At 58.4% G+C, this 21,902-nt stretch carries 13 protein-coding genes and 1 CRISPR repeat array; of the genes, 9 read left to right on the forward strand and 4 right to left on the reverse strand.

What is annotated here, in order from left to right; genetic code table 11:
• The first annotated feature begins 193 nt into the window (after positions 1 to 193).
• The gene (locus V3C19_RS07260) at positions 194 to 1,840 is read left to right on the forward strand and encodes a fumarate hydratase (protein WP_130084644.1); all 1,647 of its coding nucleotides are present in this window, start codon (positions 194 to 196) and stop codon (positions 1,838 to 1,840) included.
• 136 nt (positions 1,841 to 1,976) lie between these two features.
• Positions 1,977 to 4,217: direct repeats of the CRISPR family, unit length 31 nt; unit sequence GTTTCAATCCACGCACCCGTGAGGGTGCGAC.
• A gap of 504 nt (positions 4,218 to 4,721) precedes the next feature.
• Here V3C19_RS07260 and infC read toward each other — a convergent pair.
• Both infC and thrS read right to left on the reverse strand, forming a co-directional pair.
• Positions 4,722 to 5,360: a translation initiation factor IF-3 gene (gene infC / locus V3C19_RS07265; RefSeq protein WP_130084645.1), complete on the reverse strand. Its 639-nt coding sequence runs from the start codon at positions 5,358 to 5,360 to the stop codon at positions 4,722 to 4,724.
• A gap of 39 nt (positions 5,361 to 5,399) precedes the next feature.
• Positions 5,400 to 7,292 (reverse strand): threonine--tRNA ligase, encoded by a 1,893-nt coding sequence (thrS, locus tag V3C19_RS07270; RefSeq protein ID WP_130084646.1) that lies wholly within the window; start codon positions 7,290 to 7,292, stop codon positions 5,400 to 5,402.
• A gap of 169 nt (positions 7,293 to 7,461) precedes the next feature.
• On the opposite strand from thrS, the gene V3C19_RS07275 reads away from it, so the two are divergent.
• The 8 genes from V3C19_RS07275 (at position 7,462) to V3C19_RS07310 (ending at position 15,416) form a co-directional block, all read left to right on the forward strand.
• Positions 7,462 to 7,698 carry a hypothetical protein gene (locus tag V3C19_RS07275; protein ID WP_130084647.1) on the forward strand — a complete coding sequence of 79 codons (237 nt, stop codon included), beginning with the start codon at positions 7,462 to 7,464 and terminating at the stop codon, positions 7,696 to 7,698.
• 173 nt (positions 7,699 to 7,871) lie between these two features.
• Positions 7,872 to 9,479 (forward strand): hypothetical protein, encoded by a 1,608-nt coding sequence (locus V3C19_RS07280; protein ID WP_130084648.1) that lies wholly within the window; start codon positions 7,872 to 7,874, stop codon positions 9,477 to 9,479.
• 87 nt (positions 9,480 to 9,566) lie between these two features.
• Positions 9,567 to 10,562, forward strand: a complete 996-nt coding sequence (gene hemB, locus V3C19_RS07285; RefSeq protein WP_130084655.1) for a porphobilinogen synthase — start codon at positions 9,567 to 9,569, stop codon at positions 10,560 to 10,562.
• 61 nt (positions 10,563 to 10,623) lie between these two features.
• A complete protein-coding gene (locus V3C19_RS07290) occupies positions 10,624 to 10,995 on the forward strand; it encodes a hypothetical protein (RefSeq protein ID WP_130084649.1) in 372 nt (123 codons plus the stop codon).
• A 111-nt stretch (positions 10,996 to 11,106) separates the two neighbouring features.
• On the forward strand, positions 11,107 to 11,811 hold the full coding sequence (locus tag V3C19_RS07295; protein WP_130084650.1) for a response regulator transcription factor: 705 nt from the start codon (positions 11,107 to 11,109) through the stop codon (positions 11,809 to 11,811).
• Positions 11,812 to 11,814: 3 nt separating this feature from the next.
• Positions 11,815 to 13,452 carry a HAMP domain-containing sensor histidine kinase gene (locus tag V3C19_RS07300; protein ID WP_130084651.1) on the forward strand — a complete coding sequence of 546 codons (1,638 nt, stop codon included), beginning with the start codon at positions 11,815 to 11,817 and terminating at the stop codon, positions 13,450 to 13,452.
• A gap of 180 nt (positions 13,453 to 13,632) precedes the next feature.
• Positions 13,633 to 14,565 carry a UDP-glucuronic acid decarboxylase family protein gene (locus V3C19_RS07305; RefSeq protein WP_130084652.1) on the forward strand — a complete coding sequence of 311 codons (933 nt, stop codon included), beginning with the start codon at positions 13,633 to 13,635 and terminating at the stop codon, positions 14,563 to 14,565.
• 116 nt (positions 14,566 to 14,681) lie between these two features.
• Entirely contained in the window at positions 14,682 to 15,416 is a 735-nt protein-coding gene (locus V3C19_RS07310; protein ID WP_330937053.1) for an acyl-ACP thioesterase domain-containing protein, read from the forward strand.
• Between the two features lie 170 nt (positions 15,417 to 15,586).
• Here the strand turns inward: V3C19_RS07310 and V3C19_RS07315 are convergent, their stop codons facing one another.
• Positions 15,587 to 15,991, reverse strand: coding sequence for an autotransporter outer membrane beta-barrel domain-containing protein (locus V3C19_RS07315; RefSeq protein WP_330937054.1), 405 nt, complete (start codon positions 15,989 to 15,991; stop codon positions 15,587 to 15,589).
• On the reverse strand, positions 15,960 to 21,452 hold the full coding sequence (locus V3C19_RS07320; RefSeq protein WP_330937055.1) for an autotransporter-associated beta strand repeat-containing protein: 5,493 nt from the start codon (positions 21,450 to 21,452) through the stop codon (positions 15,960 to 15,962). The genes V3C19_RS07315 and V3C19_RS07320 overlap by 32 nt, the downstream gene beginning before the upstream one ends.
• Positions 21,453 to 21,902: the final 450 nt, after the last annotated feature.

Here is a 21,902-nt window from a genome sequence, read left to right on the forward strand (position 1 = left end):
ATGCAGCGGAACACGGTGCACATGGCCATCCCCGGGGGCCCTGGAGGAAGCCTGCCCGCAGTTCTTTGAACACACACCATCTTGTTCCATGCAGGAGCGGCGGCCAAAGCTTTTCCTGTTCTTACCCGCCAGGGAACCGCCCTGTTTTTTTTGCTCGAACCCATGGGCAGCCTCCGCTATATTTTCCCCCGTTATGGCAACACCGGATTTTCATTATCAGGACCCTTTTCCCCTGGAAAAGGACGACACCCAGTACCGCCTCATCACCTCCGACTACGTAAGCGTAGGGGAATTTGAAGGTCACCCCATGCTCAAGGTGGAACCGGAAGGCCTGCGCCTTCTGGCCGCGGAAGCCTTCCACGATGTGGCTTTCTTCCTGCGCCCCGCCCACCTGAAGCAGGTGGCCGCCATTCTGGACGATCCGGAAGCCAGCGCCAATGACAAGAGCGTGGCTCTGACGATGCTCCGCAACGCGGAAGTGGCCGCCGCCGGCATCCTGCCCTTCTGCCAGGACACGGGCACCGCCACCATCGTCGGCAAGAAAGGCCAGCAGGTCTGGACCGGCTGCGACGATTGTGAATTTCTTTCCCACGGCGTGTACGACGCCTACACCCAGAACAACCTGCGCTACTCACAGACCGTGGCGCTGGACATGTACACGGAGAAGAATACCGGAACCAACCTGCCCGCCCAGATAGACATTGAAGCCGTGGAAGGCATGAAGTATTCCTTCCTCTTCGTCGCCAAAGGCGGCGGTTCCGCCAACAAGACCTATCTTTACCAGGAAACGAAAGCCCTGCTCAATCCCGCCACGCTCAAGAAATTTCTGGTGGAAAAAATGAGCACGCTGGGAACGGCGGCCTGCCCGCCCTACCACATCGCCTTCGTCATCGGGGGCACCTCTGCGGAAAAGTGCCTGAAGACCGTGAAGATGGCCTCCACCAAGTATTACGACAATCTTCCTACCACGGGCAACGAATATGGCCGCGCCTTTCGCGATGTGGAACTGGAAAAGGAACTGCATGCGGAAGCCTGCAAGCTGGGGCTGGGCGCCCAGTTTGGCGGCAAGTGGTATGCGCTGGACGTACGCGTAATCCGGCTGCCCCGCCACGGCGCTTCCTGCCCGGTGGGGTTGGGCGTCTCCTGTTCCGCAGACCGCAACGCCAAAGCCAAGATCACGCCGGAAGGCATTTTCATTGAACAGCTGGAGACCAACCCCGGCCAGTATATTCCGGAAGCCCTCCGTATGACCTCCAGCGAGGCCGTCTCCATCGACCTGAACCGCCCGATGAAGGAAGTGCTGGCGGACCTGAGCAAATACCCCGTTACCACGCGTCTGAGCCTGAACGGCACCATCGTCGTAGCGAGGGACATCGCCCACGCCAAGCTCAAGGAACGTCTGGAACGTGGAGAAGGATTGCCCCAGTACATCAAGGACCATCCCGTTTACTACGCCGGTCCGGCCAAGACCCCGGAAGGCTATCCCTCCGGCTCCTTCGGGCCTACCACCGCGGGACGCATGGATTCCTATGTGGACCTGTTCCAGGAAAACGGCGGCTCCATGATCATGATCGCCAAGGGCAACCGCAGCCAACAGGTGACGGACGCCTGCCACAAGCACGGCGGCTTCTACCTGGGTTCCATCGGCGGCCCCGCCGCTATTCTTGCCAAGAACAACATCAAAAAGGTAGAACTGCTGGAATACCCGGAACTGGGCATGGAAGCCATCTGGAAAATTGAAGTGGAAGACTTCCCCGCTTTCATCCTGGTGGACGACAAAGGCAACGACTTCTTTGCCAAAATCCGCGAAGGCTGGGCCTGCGCCAGCTGCTCCCATTAATTCCCCCCTCCTATACCGCAAGCGTCGGCCCCCTTCCCGGGGTCCGGCGCTTTTTCATGGTCTGAACGTCATCGAAAAGCCTTTCAGGCAAAAGGAATCATCAGAAGAACGCATCGGACCATCTGCTCCTGATAAACTTCCATCAGCCGCACCCGTGAGGGTGCGACAAAAGGCTGGATGTTCCGTTTTCCAGATTTTGCTGTTTCAATCCACGCACCCGTGAGGGTGCGACCTCCAATAGCTGGGCTTTCGGCATTTCCAGGCTGTTTCAATCCACGCACCCGTGAGGGTGCGCCCCCCTGCAGGAAGATAAACCGTCTTCATCCCCCGGTTTCAATCCACGCACCCGTGAGGGTGCGACGTCTCGTGACAGGTTCCAGATGGGCATATCCCATGTTTCAATCCACGCACCCGTGAGGGTGCGACTTGAGCCGTGCGGCGGATCCGCCGGTGTGCTGCTGTTTCAATCCACGCACCCGTGAGGGTGCGACGAAAAGGAGGGGGTGTCAGCTCCAACGGTGATGTTTCAATCCACGCACCCGTGAGGGTGCGACATCTGGCTCTGGACAATTTGCTCCGTAGAGGTAAGTTTCAATCCACGCACCCGTGAGGGTGCGACGGCCTTCATCCTATTACACCCCGCAATGACACCGGTTTCAATCCACGCACCCGTGAGGGTGCGACTTGGTCCTAACATAGCAATGACAGGTGACGCAGGGTTTCAATCCACGCACCCGTGAGGGTGCGACAAGAGGAAGAAAGCTAGGGCTTCCTGTCAGACCGGTTTCAATCCACGCACCCGTGAGGGTGCGACTGAGAAAAAGGCGGAAAGAGAGCTGGAGTATTGGTTTCAATCCACGCACCCGTGAGGGTGCGACTGCAGCCGACGCGCCGGCTTCATCTGCCGAAGGAGTTTCAATCCACGCACCCGTGAGGGTGCGACCCTTTATTCCTCGCCCCTGTGTGACAGGAGATTCGGTTTCAATCCACGCACCCGTGAGGGTGCGACCCTTGTTATTCAAATATTCGCCTGTATAGGGGAGTTTCAATCCACGCACCCGTGAGGGTGCGACGGGATTTATTACTGTATTCCGGGCTGTTTTCAATGTTTCAATCCACGCACCCGTGAGGGTGCGACCGCCCGTCGGTGCGGCCTGACAGCGGAATTCATTGTTTCAATCCACGCACCCGTGAGGGTGCGACGGATATTGTGCCAGGCTGTTCATACTTATTGCGGTTTCAATCCACGCACCCGTGAGGGTGCGACGTTGCACATGCCCGGTATCTGATGGACGACAGGGGTTTCAATCCACGCACCCGTGAGGGTGCGACCCGTGACCGGGAGCAGGCCGCCAGGGATTACCGGTTTCAATCCACGCACCCGTGAGGGTGCGACCTCAAAGGTTCAGGGTTCGAGTTGCTCTAACCCGGTTTCAATCCACGCACCCGTGAGGGTGCGACTTCTTCTTCATGTCCTGGATATTGTACAGGTGCTGTTTCAATCCACGCACCCGTGAGGGTGCGACTGATGTCCCGGTCCTGGGAAAGAAAGTCGTCAATGTTTCAATCCACGCACCCGTGAGGGTGCGACTCTGCTCGTTGGTCTCGCTCACAATGGAGCAGGCGTTTCAATCCACGCACCCGTGAGGGTGCGACTGGTGAAGAGTGATTTAAGCCAAGCGGCGAAGTAGTTTCAATCCACGCACCCGTGAGGGTGCGACCGCTACATCATCGTAGTGTGTGAGCCAGTAAATGGTTTCAATCCACGCACCCGTGAGGGTGCGACGATAGAGCAAATTTCACCGGAACGCATTCTGGTAGTTTCAATCCACGCACCCGTGAGGGTGCGACCTTGCCCTGCTGGTACAGCTTGTTACCCAGGAAAAGTTTCAATCCACGCACCCGTGAGGGTGCGACCTTTTGAATGTTATGTATAGAGTTGATCCTATTGGTTTCAATCCACGCACCCGTGAGGGTGCGACCATCATCCCAATTCCGGCATCATACGACATAGTAGTTTCAATCCACGCACCCGTGAGGGTGCGACAGTGCCACAGAAACAACCTGTGCAAACTGTATCCGTTTCAATCCACGCACCCGTGAGGGTGCGACCCGGTATTGCCGGGGAGTGATAAATGATTGCATGGTTTCAATCCACGCACCCGTGAGGGTGCGACCCAATTTATCTCCACGTATGCACCTGACGACGTGGAGGTTTCAATCCACGCACCCGTGAGGGTGCGACAACAGCTCAAGGCCAGCTCCTGCTCTCTCAGATTGTTTCAATCCACGCACCCGTGAGGGTGCGACGTATATCACTCTGGGATTGGGGGCCGGATGTAACCTGTTTCAATCCACGCACCCGTGAGGGTGCGACGGCGGGGGAATATATATGTTAAGGGTCAGGCACGAAAAGGATATTTTGCGCCAACCTGCCCGCGGAGATGCATATTCCACGCCTGAAATAATATATGGGGGATGTCAATCTAAGATACCCTGCGAGTTACAGGAATCGCCGGTGTTCCGGGATTTTCCTGTGAGCTGGGGGTTGGCGCGGGGAGTGCGAAGGGCAGAAAAAGATCCCGCCAAGGAGTCGTTCCGGCCACCTGACGGCCCGTGCCTGCCGCGATGCAGAAGTAATAGTAGTCCGTCCCGCGCATTTCGTCCAGAAACTTTCCCACCTGCTCCATGGAGACGGGTTGGAAAGGAGGTGCCGGAAAACGTCTCTTCCCATTATTACGTGGCGTACTGCCGCATCCGTTTTCCGGGCAATTTACAACTCGTTGGGTACGGATCACTACCGTATATGGCGGTATTCCGGCATAAAAAAGGCTTTCCGCTCTTGGAGCGGAAAGCCTGTGAAATGGAAAAAGGCGCAGTTTTATTCGTCGTCTTCCGCGTCAAAGGCGGAGTCTTCCGAGTCGAAATCGGCGTCCAGGTGGGCGGTGAATTTTTTCACGCGCTGGGCGGCGGGCAGCGGAGCCAGCACCATATGCATGGTGTTGCCGGCCAGGCGCGGGGGCTGATCCACCTGCGCCATGGTCTTCATGTCCGCAATGACTTTGTTGAGCATGTCGTAGCCCAGCTCATGGTGCGCGTTTTCACGACCGCGGAAGCGGAGCTGGAAGCGCACCTTGTGACCGTGGTCCAGGAAGCTTTCCGTGCGGGCCATTTTCACGTTGTAGTCATTAGTGTCCGTACCGATGCGGAGCTTGACTTCCTTGAGTTTGATCGTACGGCTTTTGTTGTTTTTCTGAAGCTTGGACTGCTGGTACTTGTACCGTCCGTAGTCCACCACGCGGCATACGGGCGGGTCTGCGTTGCTCGCCACTTCCACCAGGTCCAGGCCAAGGGCCTTGGCCTTTTCCAGCGCGTCACGCGTGTTCATTATCCCGAGCTGGTCTCCATTGGCGGTCACCACGCGCACACGGGGGGCGCGGATCCGCTCGTTGACCCGAGTCTGATCACCGCGCTCGCGGCGGCGATTACCGTCATTATTCTTCGTTGGCTTTATTGGCACGTCCGGATATTACTAAACTAAATAAAATAACTTGGCAACTCAAATCACGGGGGAAATATGACGCTCTGCTATTTCCCGGGAGACGGCATCCATGAATTGCTCAAAGGGCATGGAGCCCAGGTCTTCCTTCTCCCGGTGGCGTACGGAAACGGTGCCTTCCTCCGCCTCCCGCTGGCCGATGACGAGCATGTAGGGCACACGCTCCAGCCGGGCATTGCGGATTTTGGCGCCGATTTTGTCCGCGGTTTCATCCACCGTGACGCGCACGCCCTTGGAGGCCAGGGTGTCACGGTAGGTTTTGGCGATGTCCATCACCTTGTCGGAGATGGGGAGCACGCGCACCTGCTCCGGAGAGAGCCAGGTGGGGAATTTCCCTTCAAAGTGTTCGATGAGCAGACCGGTGAAGCGTTCCATGGAGCCGAATGGCGCGCGGTGCACCATGACGGGACGGTGCGGCTTGTTGTCTGCACCGGTGTAATGGAGGTCAAAGCGTTCCGGCAGGTTGTAGTCCACCTGCACGGTGCCGAGCTGCCACTCGCGGCCGATGGCGTCGCGCACGATGAAGTCGATCTTGGGACCGTAGAAGGCTGCTTCCCCGGCTTCCTCACTATAGTCCGCGCCCAGCCATTCTGCGGCATCCCGCAGGGCCTGTTCCGCCTTGTCCCAGTTTTCCGGGGAACCCACGTATTTGTCGCTTTCCGGATCGCGCATGGAGAGGCGCACGCGGTAGTCCGTCATTCCCAGGGTGCCGAAGATGGTTTTCACAATGCCCAGGCACTGGCGGATTTCTCCGGCAAGCTGGTCCGGGGTGCAGAAGATGTGGGCGTCATCCTGGGTGAAGCCGCGCACGCGCGTCATGCCGCCCAGTTCCCCGCTCTGTTCCCAGCGGTATACCGTACCGAATTCCGCCAGGCGGACGGGCAGGTCGCGGTAGGAATGGGCGTCATTAGCGTAAATTTTAATGTGGTGCGGACAGTTCATCGGCTTGAGCATGTAGCCTTCAATGGTTCCGTCCGTCAGGCCGTTGAAGAGTTCCGCGCAGGTGGCGCCTTCCTCACAGAGTTTTTCCATGGCGTCGCGCTCCGGGATGGGGGCGTACTGGCTTTCCCGGTAGTACGGGAAGTGGCCGGAGGTACGGTACAGGTCCAGCTTGCCGATGTTGGGGGTATATACCTGGGAGTAGCCCAGCTTGTCCAGTTCCTCCGTGATGAAGTCCTGAAGGGAGCGGCGAATGAGGGCGCCCTTGGGCTTCCAGAGGATGAGGCCCTGGCCCACGGCCTCATCAATGCAGAAGAGGCCCAGCTCGCGGCCGAGTTTCCGGTGGTCGCGGCGGCGCGCTTCCTCCAGGCGCGCGAGATGTTCGTCAAGCTGGGTCCGGTTCGGGAAGCAGGTGCCGTAGATGCGCTGGAGCATGGGGCGGTTTTTGTCCCCCTTGTAGAAGGCACTGGCCACGCTCATGATTTTAAAGGCTTTGCAGTTGCCGGTGCGGCCCACGTGGGGGCCGGCGCACAGGTCCGTGAAGTCTCCGTTGCGGTACAGGGAGATTTCCTCGTCTTCCGGGATGTCGTTCAGCAGGTCGATCTTGAAGCGGGAGGGGCCGCTGCGCGGGCCCAGAGCGCCCAGTTCCCCGGATTCCGCCATTTTCATGGCGTCTGCACGGGAGATGATTTCCTTCTGGAAGGTCTGGTTTTCCTTCACCACTTTTTTCATTTCCGCTTCAATGCGTTCAAAGTCTTCCGTGCTGATGCGGTGGTCCAGCTCCACGTCGTAATAAAAACCGTTTTCCACGGCGGGACCGCCCGCCAGCTGGGCATCCGGCCAGATGCGGCAAATGGCCGTAGCCAGAACGTGCGCGCAGGAGTGGCGCAGGCGTTCCAGATCAGACATCTGGTTGCGTTCTTCAAGAGTCTTTCTTTCCTTGTGTTCGGACATACGCGCATTAGTTAACCCCCCTTAGGCACTGTTGGCAAATGCAAAAAGCTTCCCCTCCCAAAAATTCAAGGCATAGGCCGCACGGGAGCTTTCCGGAAGAGAAGGAGCACCATCCCCTTTTTCTTCCTTACGGTTGCCGCACCGGAAAATCTGGTATAACAAGAAATTCATGCTGAATGTCATCTGCTATACCTTGGAAGCCGCTCTTCTTCTGCTTAACGTATGGATCATTCTGCTGGACTGGTACGTTTTCATCTCCCTTCATTTCACCAAGTCTGAACGATGGAACAGCTTTTCCTTCACACCATTCGCAGGAGGAATCCTCGGTTGCGCCGCTCTCTGGCTTCTTCCTCCTACCCAAGAAATGAGCATCCGATGGCTTCCTGTACAGCGCCCATCTGGTTAAACAAATCTTCAAGTTTCTTTTTCGTCGTTCCCTATAAACATCTTCTCATTCTGCACCATCGCGGGGAGAACTGGAAAAAAATGGAATGCAACCATTCGCCTTCCATCCTCTATCCCCCCTCAACGAATGATTTACACCCGCGCCCCTTTATGCCATAGTGGCACCCAGCGGTTATGAAATTCCTCCCCCTTGCCCTTCTCTGCCTCAGCCTGCCCTGCGGATTTTCCGCGGCCGCGCAGGAGCCCCCTGCCGACGCCCCGGCAAGTTTCCCGATCAATCTGGACAAAACGCCGGAGGGCGGGATTGAAGGGAACGGGAACGATGCCTCTTTGCCGGACCAGAGCACGCCCTTCAATGCAGCCAAACTTCTTCTCCGCGCCCTGCAGGAAAAGACGGACTGGACCGCAGACCCCTACAAGTCCCTGCCCGCTACGTCCCCGTTCGTGGGAACGCTGAAACTGAAGAGCATCCTTTCCCGCATGGAGGCCGTGCAGGCTTACGTGACGGCGTCCTCCCCGGAAAGGCCGCCGTTTGTGGATGAGGCCTCCATCATCATGGACGGGGACCTGGCCATGGCCTATATCATGCTGCCCGACAGGACCAACCCCTATATTTACGCGGCCACCGCCGTAGCCCTGATCAAGAAGAACGGGGAATGGAAAGCGTCCCTGACTCCCGGCAGTTTTGACAATACGTTCCTGCCCTTCAACGACCATGTCCGCCAGCGGGCGGCGCAGATTTCTACCGAGGCCAAGAAGAAGATTTTCGGCCTCGCGCACCAGTATTCCGTGGCCGCCGTGAAGAAAGCCCTGGAGCACATCAAAAGGTTCCGGATGGAGGCCGTCAAGGGCAAGTCCGACGACGAGATTAAAAAGCTGCTGATCCGCACCGTGAAGGAGGGCGATCCGGCCCGCATCGCGGCCCTGCTCGTCGCTCCCTATTACATGGAGTCCGCTATTACCCAGAGCGCGCGTCTGACCCCCGTGGTGAAAGCCATGCGCCTGCAGGACCAGAACCAGGAGAACCGCTACATCCAACCCACCAACCTCAGTTTCATGGGGTTCCCGAACACCATCCTTATTCCCCTCCAGCCCCACCCGGACGACCAGCTTGACCCGAACAAGAGGGACGAGCAGCCGGAACGCAACAAGAACGAGGCCAAGAAGACGGACAAGGATATTCACAGCATTGCGGCCATGACCATTCTGCCGCCGCGCATGAGCCTGCCGGACATAGACAAACCCGCCCTGATCTACCGCTACGCGCTGGAAAAGATACAGGATCCCACGGACGGCTTCCCGGTGTTCAAGATGTATGTGGGGGACGCTTTTTCCTCCTGGAACCTGAAGCCGGACGAGTCCACCACCAGCCGCATCATTGCGGATTTCCACAGGACGTATCCGGCCCTTGCCTATTCTGAACCGAAGGAAGCCGTTTCCGCAGCCGGACGCGCCCTGGAGGCCGGAGACAGCCTGACGCTGATTCGGATGCTGGCTCCGTCCAGATTCGCCTCCGTTCCGGAGTTTGAAGAAGCGCTCACACAACTGAAAGCCGTTATGAGCAAGGAGGAGTTCCAGCCTGCTTCCCGGAACAGGAAGGATTACAAGCCCACGCTGAAAGGCGCCTTTGAGCTGAAGGACGGGGGGACTTCTCTGAAGGCCACCATCGGCCTCAAGCCGAATCTCAAGTCCGGCTTCACCAAATGCAACTTGTACTTCACCCGGACGGAGAAAGGGTGGATGCTGACTGGAGCGGACGATGAAAATCCGCTGAAACTGTAGAAAAAAGCTTTCCGCCCCGGGAATTCCGGCAGCCGGGGAAGATGATCAAACATGCCCGCTCAAATATTCTTCCATAATTCCATCATGATGAATCTACCGATACGGCCGCGCCGCAACAGAAAATCCGCCAATATCCGGGATCTGGTCCGGGAGACCTCCCTTTCCCCGGAACATCTTATCTGCCCGGTTTTCGTCCACGAAGGGGACGAAAACCAGCCCATCTCCTCCCTGCCCGGCTGCACGCGCTGGAGCGTGCGGGGACTGGTGGAGGAGGCCAAGCGCCTGATGGACCTGGGAATCCACACGCTGGACCTTTTCCCCGCCATTCCGGACAACAAGAAAACGCCGGACGCCTGTGAGGCGTGCAACCCGGACGGACTCATTCCCCGCACCATTTACGCCCTTAAAAGCGGGGTTCCCGGTATTACCGTGATGACGGACGTGGCGCTGGATCCCTATAATTCCGACGGACACGACGGCCTGGTGGAGTTCCGGTCCGACGGCACCATGGAGATTCTCAACGACGATTCCGTGGAAGTCCTCTGCCGCCAGGCCCTGTGCCACGCAGACGCCGGGGCGGACATTATTTCCCCCAGCGACATGATGGACGGCCGCGTGGCCGCCATCCGCGCCACTCTGGATTCCGAGGCTCTGGACGACGTTTCCATCATGGCCTATACCGCCAAGTATGCCAGCGCCCTTTACGGGCCGTTCCGCGGCGCTCTGGAGAGCGCGCCGAAGGAGGGGGACAAGAAGACCTACCAGATGGATCCCGGCAATATCCGGGAAGCCCTGCGGGAAGCCCAGCTTGATGAAGCGGAGGGCGCAGACATCCTGATGGTGAAACCCGCCACGCTGTATCTGGACGTAATCGCGGCCATGCGCAGGCATGTCACGCTGCCCGTAGCGGCCTACCACGTTAGCGGAGAGTACCTGATGATCAAGTCCGCGGCATCCTCCGGCTGGCTGGATGAACGGGAGGCCGTTCTGGAGACTCTAACTTGCATCCGGCGCGCCGGGGCGGACATGATCCTTACTTATTACGCCCCGCAGGCCGCCGAATGGCTTAAACAACAACGCTGACGCCGCACGGTATCCGTTCCGGAACGCGGACATATGCGGGCAGCACCATTCAACTCTCCGCATGTCCACTTCAACAAAAGTATTCGTCGGCGTCCTGATTGTCATCGTCATGGGCCTCACTTCCCTGTGGGGAGTGTATGCCCCCACTTTTTCAGAAGCGTATGTGCTTCCCGTCCAGATGACGGACGCCTCCGGCGCTACGCTGGGCAATTTCCAGTGCCGCCCCGTGGCCGCGGAGAACGGAAAAACGCTGCTCGTTTTCCGGAACAAGGATTTCCTGCGCCAGACCACCGGCGGCATGGTCCATTCCAGGATCATTCTTTCCTACAAGGGAGTGCCGTTTTTTGAAGGCACCGTGCCGGGACCAATGGAGGCCATTGAGATTCCCACCGCCAGCCTTCCCGCCCCGTACCGGAACCTCACGCAGAATTGAAACGGTCGGGAATTCCGCGGCAGAAGCGCTTCCTGTTATGGCATTGTTACCGGAGGGGCGCAGGTTTCTCTATACAAAAGGGGAAATTGTGTGTTTTTATAGACTCAAACGATGAGCAGCTTAACATATACCATTCTGGTTGCAGAGGATGACGACAGCATCCGGCACGCCCTGACGGACGTGCTGACCGCCTCCGGCTACGAGGTGCTGGCCGCGGAGGAAGGGCTGGCGGCCATCAGGGCCGTGCGGGAACGCAATTTCGACCTAGCCCTGCTGGATGTGGCGATGCCCGGCGCAGACGGCTTCCAGGTGCTCCAGGTCATGTCCGAGGAACGCCCCGGAACGCCCGTCATCATGCTGACGGCCCGCGGGGAGGAAGAGGACCGCGTGCAGGGGCTGAAGCTGGGGGCGGACGATTACATCGTCAAGCCGTTCAGCATCCGTGAGCTGATCGCCCGCATTGAGGCCGTACTCCGCAGGTCTCCGGAACGGCCGCGCCAGATCAGGGAGATCACTATTCCCGGCGCTGTGCTGGACAGCGCCAACCGCCTTCTTACGTTTGAAGACGGCAAAACGGCCACCCTCACCGCACGCGAGTTCGAGCTGTTGAGCTACATGGCCACCCACCCCAACCGGGTTATTACCAGGGACGAGCTGCTCCGCCGCGTGTGGGACATGGACCCGCGGCTGACGGATACACGCTCCGTGGAGATGACCGTCATGCGCCTGCGGGACAAGCTGGGCGGGAAGGCGGCCGCCTCCCTGGAGACACTCAGAAGCCAGGGCTACCGCTGGAATTCATCCTTCCTTTCCTGATCCGTGAACAGGCGCATCCGCATCATCCTGCTCACCGTCAGCCTGCTGCTGGTCGTCGGCACTCTGGGCTGGCTCACCCACGTTCTCCTGATTCAGGCGGAGGAAACGGGCCATTCCGAACACCGAATCAAGGTAGAGTCCCTGGCTCATGAGGCCAAGCTGGAGATGGACCGCCTGCTCACCGCCTTCATCACTTTTGAACAGGCGCGCGGCTATTACGAATATCTGCCTTTTTACGCCTACAGGCGCCCCTACGACCAGCGCATGGACGCCCCGGCACCCAGCGAACCCGCCCGTTCCTCCAACCTGGCCTCCTACCTGCCGGATTACGTCACGGCCTACCTTCAGATATCCCCCTCCGGGCAGGTCTCCGGACCTGCTCTGAATAAGGAGCTTTCCGAACGGCTGAACGGGGAGAAGAACCTTTACCAGCGTTTGAATGAGAAGGTTTCCGCCCTCATCTCCCTGCCGGCCAGCGGCAATCTGTGGGCGGATATCAGGAATGAAATTCTTCATGAGGTTCCGGAGCCGGAACCGCCGCGGGACGGGCTTCCTGCCCAGGTGGAGACCGTTTCCTCCCTGGTTCCGGTGGAAGACGGGGGCAATCTGTACATTCTCCGGCAGGTGCATACCAACCGCGGCGTTTACCTGCAGGGAGCCCTGATGAATATGGAGAGCCTGAACAGGCGTCTCCCGGAACAGGTGGCCAAGGCGCTCCCTCAAAGCCGTCTGGCGACTTTCGATCCCGCCGCCCCGCCAGCGGAAGAGGCCGGACGGGAAGGCACGCTTTTCTTTGCCAACGCTCCCCTCGTTTTCCTGCCGGGAGACGCGGCAGAGCTGCCTGTTCAGGATCACAAACAGATGCTGACGTGGACCCTTACTCTGATCTGGAGCATGGTGCTGCTGGGGGCGGCCGGCGTTATCTGGCTGATGCTGGGTACGTTCCGCCTGGAGCAGAGGCGCGGGGATTTCGTTTCCGCCGTCACTCATGAACTCAGAACACCGCTCACCTCTTTCTCCCTGTACACGGAGATGCTGGAGGACGGCATGGTACCGGAACAAAAAAAACCGGAATATTACGCCAACATGCAGCGGGAATGCCGTAGACTGGAACACCTGATAGACAATGTGCTGGCTTATTCCAAACTTCAGAGGAACGCCATCCGGCGCACGAAGGACACGCTCACCTGCCAGGAACTTTTTGAACCCATTGCGGAGAAGATAGAGCGGCGCCTGCGGGAAACGGGCATCAGCTTTTCCTTTGCCCTGGCCCAGCCCATCCGCATCCTGCCCGTCCATACGGACGCCGTGGCTGTGGAGCAGATCATGGACAACCTGACTTCCAACGCCATCAAATACGCCAAGGGGGAAAACGCCAAAGTCCAGCTGACCGTCCAGGCGGACCGCCATAATATCGTCATCCGCTTCCGGGACAACGGTCCCGGCATTTCCCCCAAGCACCGCAAGCTGGTATTCAAGCCGTTCCGGCGCACAAAGGAAGCCACTAACAGCCGGAAACCCGGCGTAGGCCTAGGACTTTCCCTGGCACGGGACATTGCCCGCTCCCTGGGGGGGGACCTGAAACTGGAGTTCGGTACGCTGGGGGGCGCCAGCTTTCTCCTGACCCTTCCCAAATCCTGAATTTGCGGGACAAAGAGAATGCCGTGGCGGCCGCGGTATTCCTTGATGAAGCTTGCCATGCCGTGACGGATATGTGACATTAAGCGGCGGCGCACGGCAGGAAGCGGTTTTACCGTTCCAAACGGAACTGTCAGGAGCCGGAGAATGCGCCGGGATGCAAAAACGCATGCAAACGCTATCATGAGCAAAAGGATTTTAGTCACCGGGGGAGCCGGATTCATTGGCTCCCATCTCTGTGAACGCCTGCTGGACGACGGTCACGAGGTCACCAGCATCGACAATTATTTTACGGGTTCCAAAAAGAATCTCCTGCACCTGCTGGACCGTCCCGGATTCCGGGCGCTGGCACACGACATTACAGAGCCTTTTTCCGTGGAAGTGGATGAAATCTACAATCTTGCCTGCCCCGCCTCCCCCCCTCACTACCAGCACGATCCCATTCATACGCTCAAGACTTCCGTACTCGGCGCCCTCAACGTGCTGGCTCTTGCCAAACGGTGCCATGCCAGAATTCTCCAGGCCTCCACCAGCGAGGTATACGGCGATCCCGCCGTGCATCCCCAGCCGGAAACCTACTGGGGCAACGTCAATCCCGCAGGCCCGCGCTCCTGTTATGACGAAGGCAAAAGGTGCGCGGAAACCCTGTTCATGGATTACCACCGCACGATGGGCGTGGACGTGCGGGTGATCCGCATTTTCAATACATACGGGCCGCGAATGGCCCTGAATGACGGCCGCGTGGTTTCCAATTTCATCGTCCAGGCGCTGAAGGGGGAAGATCTTACCATCTATGGCACGGGCAGGCAGACCCGGAGTTTCCAGTATGTGAACGATCTGGTGGAAGGCATGGTCCGAATGATGGCGGCAGAAGATTTCCACGGTCCCGTCAACCTCGGCAATCCGGGAGAGTTCACCATCCTGGAGCTGGCGGAAAAAGTCATTGAAATAATCGGGGCTTCTTCCAAAACGGTGTTCCGCCCCCTTCCCCAGGACGACCCCGTCCAGCGCAAGCCGGACATACGGCTGGCGCATGAAAAGCTCGGCTGGCAGCCGGTCATTCCTCTGGAACAGGGGCTGGAAAAAACCATTGCCTATTTCCGGAGCATTCTTTAACGCCGGAAACGGGCGGAATGGCCCAACTCCGGCCGTGCATTCTCCCGCTGTTTTTACGGCTTTATTACCCGTTTTTGACTGGCTCCCGCGGGAAGGTCCGGGTAGCATGTACGGTTATGAAACATCTTGAAGCCGCAGGGACCTTTTCCACGCAAGCCTCCGTCCGCAGTTATGAAAGCGGACCGGACGGCCTCATGAAGCCGGAGACGGTTCTGCACTGGCTTCAGGAAATAGCGGAGGCACACGCCTCCACCCTGGGGTTCGGCTATGATTTCGTCATGTCCCGCGGGCTGGCCTGGGTGGAAGTTCGCCTGGACATGGCTATCAGGCGCCGACCGGCCTGGAAGGAGACCGTGGAGCTGCGCACTTGCACGGCCCAGGCCTCTCCCCTCCAGGCGCGCCGCAATCTGGAAGTCCGGGATGCGGAGGGAAACGGCATCATTGAGGCAAGTTGCCTCTGGGCCGTCATCGACATCCGCCGCAGGCGTCCCGTTCCCCTGAACAAATACATTACCCAATTCCCGGAAGCGCCCTGTGACGAAATAGTCTCCGCTGTCCGGCTGGACATGAAGAACCTTCAGCCGGAAATCCGGGAATGGACGGCGGAACGCCGGGATATGGATTTCAACCGTCATATCAACAATGCCGCCTATCTGGTTTGGGCGCTGGAATCCCTGCCGGAAGCCTGGCAGGCGGAACGCGCCCTGACTGGCATTCACCTGCACTTCAGGAAGGAAAGCCATGCCGGGGAACAGATGAAGTCCCTATTGTTCCGCCAGGAGAATCTTACCTGCCACCATATCATGCAGGGGGATGAACTGCGGGCGGAAGCGGTGCTGGAATGGACCTGATGGACAGAATGATGAAGAAAAAACTCTACCTGTCCATCAAGTACGCCAGCTCCATTAAAGTCATTTAGCCACTCAACAACAAGGCCGCCCCGGTTCACCCCGGGCGGCCTTGTTGTTTTTGCAGCAGAAACGGTGTTTCCACCATTTCCCCTGATCTGTCCTGACTTTTTTTAGAAGTCGTAGCGGTAGCCGATGCTTCCGTTTACCGAGCTGGCTCCGTTGCGGATGTCCGCGTTGCCGTTGACAAAGACCGTCCCCTGCGTCCCCACCGGCACGCTCAGGCCCGCTCCTATCTGCAACGCCGTCCGACCTACCTTGGCTCCACGCACTTGCTGCGTGTAGCCGGGGTTGGCAAGGAAGCCCACCGACGTTTCTCCCCGGTCGTCTCCCAGGTCCTGCGCCGCGTTGATACGCAGTTCCGCCAGCGCTTCCCTCCCGAAGATGTTGCTGCCTACAAGACCCATCCACCGGCCCCCCAAGGCAAGTGTCCCCGTCGTCCATTCCTGCTTGTCCACGCTCAGGCCCGCGTTGCCCGCTCCCGTTTCACGGTAGCCGTCCATGCGCGTGGTGACCACCGAGGCGTTGAAGAGGGGCTGCAGGATGCCTGCTCCTGTTTTCGTTGAGGTAGATGTCGTAGGTGAGTTCATACATCGCTCCCATTCCCCAGCCGTTGGTGTTGCCTTGCGTCCTGTAGCTGCCCGCTCCGTAGTCCACCGTCCGGTTGAGTTTGGCATCGTTCCACCCGCCCGTCAGGATGAGCGTGTGGGCCCAGCGCTTGCTTTGGTAGCGGCCGAAGAGGTTGGCGTAGTAGCTGTCCAGGTGGCCGTCGGCCGTGTCCGCCGCGCTGGCCGTCAGGTCCCCGTAGTTGGCCGTGAAGGCCGCCCCCATCGTGAAGGAGTCGCTGAGGTCCGCGTCCACCCCGAAGGTGCCCCCCCAGGTGGTGAGCTTGTAGCCGCTTTCATCACCCCTGGTGTCCAGCTGGGCGTAGGAGCCCGTGCCTTCCATCCACATGTGGAAGTAGGGGAGGTCTTCGTTGATGTAGGCGGGGTTGACGCCCATCTGGTTGGTGCGGTTGCGTATCCATCCCATTTGTTCTCTCAGCGCGTCGCGCTGGGCCGTGCCCAGGGCGTTGACCGTAGAACCCGCCACGGCAGCCAGAGCTCTGGATGCACCGGACAGATTCGGAGCTTCCCCCGTAATCATATTGCTCACAGCATTCATGAGCTGGCCCAGTTGGGAAGTTGCGTCCAGATTGTTTCTGGCTTCCCACAGGAGATTGGAACCGGCTGCCGCATTGTAGGAGTCAGCGGCGGGAGTGAAGATGTTTTCCTGCTGAACGGTGGCGTTCAACACGATGTTATTCCCGTCCCTGGACATGACGGCATCCTTGTAGTACACGGCAAAAAGCCCGGTGGTCCCGATGGAAAGGGAAGCACCTTCATCCAGTCCATTGATCAGGTCCGCCGTCATCAGCACCACGTTTTCCAGGTTATCATACGTGCCCAGGCCGGTGTTGCCCGTCATGTTGGCAAGCACGAACTGGGCTCCATCTCCGATGGTGATGGAATCCGCCGTGATCATGGCGGAGCCAAAGGGATCCGCCTGGTTCAGGTTATACACGAATTCCGTGGTGGAACCGCTCTGGAAGTCAATGCTGTTCAGATTCAGGGCCGTATTGGCGTTTCCGCTGCCTGAGCCGGTGGCTTCCACGCGCAGGATGCCGGAAGAGCCCACCGCCACATTCCTGTAGTCAAGTCCGGCGGAAGCCTCCGTCCCCTTCAGGACGAGCGTGCCGCCGTCATGCACGTTCAAGTCGTACGCGGTGCTCCCGGTCCGCATTTCCTGAGTGACCTTTCCGGAGATGTCCAGAGTGCCCTCTCCCTGCAAAGTGCCGGAGAAGGAGGCGCTTCCAGCCGTGGTGGAGGTGATGGACAGGGTGTTCCCGTTCAAGGCCAGAGCGCCGGAACCGGACAGCCGCAGAATGGACTTGTCCCCCGTGCCGTCCAGGCTCAGAGTTCCATTCAGCGTGACGGACGTTCCGGACAGCCCGGCCTCACCGGACAAGGTCAGGCTGGAGCCTTCCTGAATGTTCAGCGTTCCCGCTCCTGAAATGGAAGTGGCCAGGTTCAGCGAGGAATCCCCGGTAGTTTTCAGGGTGCCGCCGGAGGCGATTTCCAGGCTGCCGCCTGCCGCGTCATCCGCCAGGGAAGCCGTCGTGGTGCCACGGATGACTACCTTGGCCGCCCCATCTGCAGAGGAGGCAAGGTTGAGCGTGCCGATGCTGTTGGCGGAGCCGTTCAGCGCCAGCGTTCCCTCTTGCGCGACCACGGAATTGGCCGTGGCGATGTTTCCGTTGATAGTCAGCGTTTTGTCACCCGTCTTGACCAGGTCCACACGCTCGCCGTTAACCGTGAGATTGCCGTTGAACACGGAATTGTCCAGGTCGTTGGCAAGTTCCACATTCAGGGAGCCGTCCCCCGTGGCGTTGATAGTCAGATTGCCCGTGGTGGAGGTGCCGGAGGAAAGATGGCGGATGACGGTCTTATCCGTGTTGGCGGCGGGCACATCCACATTCAGCGCCAAGTCCGTATTCACGATGACCTGGGAATAGGAGTTCAGGGCCGGAATGCTGGTAACCGTATTCCCGTCTTCCGATGCGATGTAGATCTGGTCCGTTCTTCCGGAGATCAGGATGCTTCCGCCCTCCACGCCCTGAATGCCGAAGCCGAGGCTTTCCAGCGTGGCGTTAAAGGTCAGGTGCTGGTTAAGCCATTCAACCAGATTATCCGACGGCAAGCCGCCAATCGTTCCGTTGGTGAGCAGGATACCGACGGATTCCAGATCGCGCATGGCAATGAGGATGTCCGTATCAATGTCCAGATGCAGCGTCAGGTCGGACGCGTCCCCGCCGAACGAGACGGTACCGGTAGCCGTGTCATTGAACTGAAGCAGGCTCTTCTGGTCGTCCCCGGCCGCGTAGGAAGTGTTGTTTACCCCCACGTGCAGGGAGTTGCCACCCGCCAGGGTCAGGTTCCCGGTCAGACCGGTGACGGCGGTTCCCGCCGTGGTTGTATTGATGGTACCCACCTTGTCCCCGACCAGGCCGCCCAGGTTAATGTCTCCGGAATCGGCTTCCGCATTCACGTTCACGCCGCCGGCCGTAACATAGGCCCCCGAGTTCAGCAGGCCGCCCTTCGTGATGGTGACGCTGTTGGCCACGGCCTGGCCGTTCATGTCCAGAATGGATCCGCCGTTGACAGTAACGGCCCCCGTACCCAGGGATCCCGCGCCCAGCGCTTTTACGCTGCCGCCGTTCAAAACGGTGCCGCCCTCATAGTTATTGGAGGCATTCAGGTTGATTACAGGGGAGCCCGCGGATCTGTTTACCAGCAATTCCCCCGCCCCGGTAATCTGCCCCGTCCAGGAACCAGCAGCCTCTCCGTTTCCAAGCTGGACCTTGCCACTGGTGATGGTGAGTGTTCCCGTGGCGGTATTATCCTGCGTCAGCACCAGCGTTCCGGTTCCGGCCTGTTCCAATGCGGCGTTCAGGGCGCCTTCAGCGCCTACGGCGGCGTTCATCAAAACGAGGTCGTCCGCGTAGGAAAATTTATACTTTGCCGTACCGCTGGAGCCTTTCAAAATTACCCCGTCCCCGAAAAGTTTGCCATTATCCAGAGTAGCCGCAGTTCCATTGCCAAATACCCAGGTATAGACGCTGTTAGTACTGCTGTGGTTAAAGCTTCCCGTAAAGCCGGTCATATCCCCCAAAAGGTAGCAAAACGCACTGGCTCCGCCCATGGCGGTCGTTACCTCGCCGCTTCCGGTAAACGCGCCTCCAAAATAATAGGAATTGCCGCTTCCCCCGTTCAGGTAGGTTCCCTTCTCCAGCACATTGATCGTTGCCATGGCGGCGGTATCCGCCGTGTTGGGGCTATCCAGCCAGAAGCCGCGTCCATTCAAGGTGATCGTACCCCTCCCCATGCTGGCGGCGGTCGCAAACTGAATGTCGCGGGCGTCATTCGTGTTGCCCGGATTGTTGTTCAATCCCGTCGCCACCAGTTCCCCGGTAAAGGAGGAATTATCTCCGGAAATGTAAAAACGGGATTTGGCCGCCTGGTTATCCAGTTCAATCCTGCCCGCACCGCTCATACCGTTAATAACGATACTGGCGCTGTTTCCCGAAGCAATGCCGTCGATAGATCCGGTAATGGACAGGGAACTCCCCGCGCTTACGGAGATTCCCGCTGAAAACCTCGTTTGAACTTCCCCGGAGGCAATGGAAACAGTGCCGCCGTTCACTGTCAGCGCATTCGTATAAACGGCAGCGCCCAGGTTCAATGTTCCGTCCCCGGACTTTTCCATGGCAAATCCCTTGTACCTGTCCACGGAAGCCCACGTCACGTTATTTCCATTGGTATCCACCTTGATGTTTTCCTTGCTTGCGGCGGAAATCCGGCCGGAGACGTCAGCCGTTATACCGGCACCGTACCGGAGGGTACCGCCGTCGAACATCAGGTCCCCGGTGCCCAAAGCGGAAGCGCTGCCCATTTCAATTGTGCCGCCTCCCAGGATGATCTTGCCGGAATAGTCGGTGTTGTCCGTATTAATGGTCAGCGTGGCATTTCCGGTTTTTTCCAGATTCCCAACACCTTCCAGGGAGCCGCCGCCTTCAGCTGCATTCCATACGTAATCCGTGTCGTTCGCCTGCACCATCATGATGGTGGGGGAAACAACGCCGTCAATGGTCACTGTTTGCAGGGCATTACCGTCAATATCCCCCATGATGACACCGGCATCATTGCCGTACACGCCGTCATTTTTCCACGGGGAGACGGCGGGAGCGGCGGCGGACCAGACGCCGTCGCCGCCCTTCCACTCAAGCAGAGTCGCCTGCGCCACCACCAGTGTAAGCTTTCCGTTTTCCGCATTCCAGGATCCCATCAAATTATCCCCCAGAACGAAGGAGTTGGAAGGAACTCCGGCAATGGTACCCGCATTGATCATGCCATAGGAACCTGCCGCCCAGGTCATGCCGTTAATCGTTGCTTCTCCCAGAAGAAGTTCGCTGTTTACGGTCAGCGTTCCGGTGACATTCAGCAGGTACGCTCCGGAGGAAGGCAACACGGAGAAATTCAAAAAGGAGCCATTCCCCAGCGTCAGGTTGCCCGTCACGGTAGCGGAAGTTCCCAGAGACAGGGAACCGGATTCCGCAATGGAGAGCGTTCCTCCGTTCATGTTCAGGGAAGAAGCATTGGAAAGGATCACATTGGAAAACTGCGTGGCGGCATTCACCGTCATGCCCGACGAACCGCCTATGGTCAGGGCGTTGGCGAGAGTGGTATCCTGCTGAGCCGTCAAATGGCTTCCATTCAGGTTGACGGCGCCGGAACCCAGAGCCGCAGCATCGTTCAACTGCAGCGTAGCCCCGCCAGTAACAACCCAGTCCGCGTTCATCCCGGCCTGGGCGGCCGTATTCAGGATAAGGGTGCCGGAATGGCCTTCCGCCCCCACGGTTACGGTCCGGGTTCCCTCCCCAGCCACGCCCAGAGGGCCAAACATGTTCATGGTTTTGCCGGTTGCTATCTTGAACAGGGCATCGGCATTGAAGATAATGCCGTTTGCCCAGGGCGCGCCGGAACTGCCCAGGGTAAAATCGCCGCCAATGTCAAACAGCGTATATCCTGCCCCCCCGTCACGCAAATTGATGGCGCGGTTATATCCCCCTCCCTTGACTACGCCGAATCCGTCCGAACCTCCGGTCACGGTAATCCCACCAATGGAAAGCGTATTAAAGGAAGCCTGAAGCTCCTTGCTGGTGCCCGTCAGGCTGCCCTGGTCAAGAATAATGGTATTGGCAGCCGTGCCCGACCAGACGGCCGACCAATCCGTTACGGAAGGATCCCAATTGTTGGCTCCATGAATATCGGAATTCTGCCCCAGCCACGTATATTCAGCAGCGCGCGCATACGGGGAGGGGACGACAGCCATGCATGCAAGCAGGGCGGACAGCAAACCAGTGGGAAGATGCAACTTCATAGTTTTTCTTAGAGAAAATGAGGGTGAAAATTCCTCCCGAACCAGCACGGGAGGCTTTTTATGATTACTAACGGATTAAAAATCCGCTGTTGAGCGGCAAAGTTGCCAATATACCAGAACCAGCCCTCTTGTCTGTTTATATTAATAAAGATAACACCATGCGGCATTCCTTTCGCGGACCAGATCAGGCCGGAAAAAAGCCCTTTTGAAGATGCGCAACACCTAGGGAATCAACGTTTAATCTTGTAGCAGGATTTTTAATCCGCTGTTCAAATTAATGTGAATATTTTTTATATCAAAATATAGTGGTTTTTATTCCAAAATGTTTATTGTGAGGGGGAAATTCCGGGGGAAATATTTTATGGGGGGAATAGGAAAATAGACAAAATGGACAGGCAGCGTTTCCCCTTTTCCATTGTGTCCATTCTGTCCATCTCCCTACCACCAACA

Source organism: Akkermansia sp. AE01SA01, assembly GCF_036417395.1.
Classification (GTDB): domain Bacteria; phylum Verrucomicrobiota; class Verrucomicrobiia; order Verrucomicrobiales; family Akkermansiaceae; genus Akkermansia.

Excerpts from the sequence above, each read along its gene's own strand:
- V3C19_RS07295 (WP_130084650.1), top strand. The coding sequence starts at position 11,107 with ATGAGCAGCTTAACATATACCATTCTGGTTGCAGAGGATGACGACAGC.
- V3C19_RS07290 (WP_130084649.1), top strand. The coding sequence starts at position 10,624 with ATGTCCACTTCAACAAAAGTATTCGTCGGCGTCCTGATTGTCATCGTC.
- thrS (WP_130084646.1), bottom strand. The coding sequence starts at position 7,292 with ATGTCCGAACACAAGGAAAGAAAGACTCTTGAAGAACGCAACCAGATG.
- V3C19_RS07280 (WP_130084648.1), top strand. The coding sequence starts at position 7,872 with ATGAAATTCCTCCCCCTTGCCCTTCTCTGCCTCAGCCTGCCCTGCGGA.
- V3C19_RS07310 (WP_330937053.1), top strand. The coding sequence starts at position 14,682 with ATGAAACATCTTGAAGCCGCAGGGACCTTTTCCACGCAAGCCTCCGTC.
- V3C19_RS07275 (WP_130084647.1), top strand. The coding sequence starts at position 7,462 with ATGCTGAATGTCATCTGCTATACCTTGGAAGCCGCTCTTCTTCTGCTT.
- V3C19_RS07320 (WP_330937055.1), bottom strand. The coding sequence starts at position 21,452 with ATGAAGTTGCATCTTCCCACTGGTTTGCTGTCCGCCCTGCTTGCATGC.
- V3C19_RS07305 (WP_130084652.1), top strand. The coding sequence starts at position 13,633 with ATGAGCAAAAGGATTTTAGTCACCGGGGGAGCCGGATTCATTGGCTCC.
- V3C19_RS07260 (WP_130084644.1), top strand. The coding sequence starts at position 194 with ATGGCAACACCGGATTTTCATTATCAGGACCCTTTTCCCCTGGAAAAG.
- hemB (WP_130084655.1), top strand. The coding sequence starts at position 9,567 with ATGAATCTACCGATACGGCCGCGCCGCAACAGAAAATCCGCCAATATC.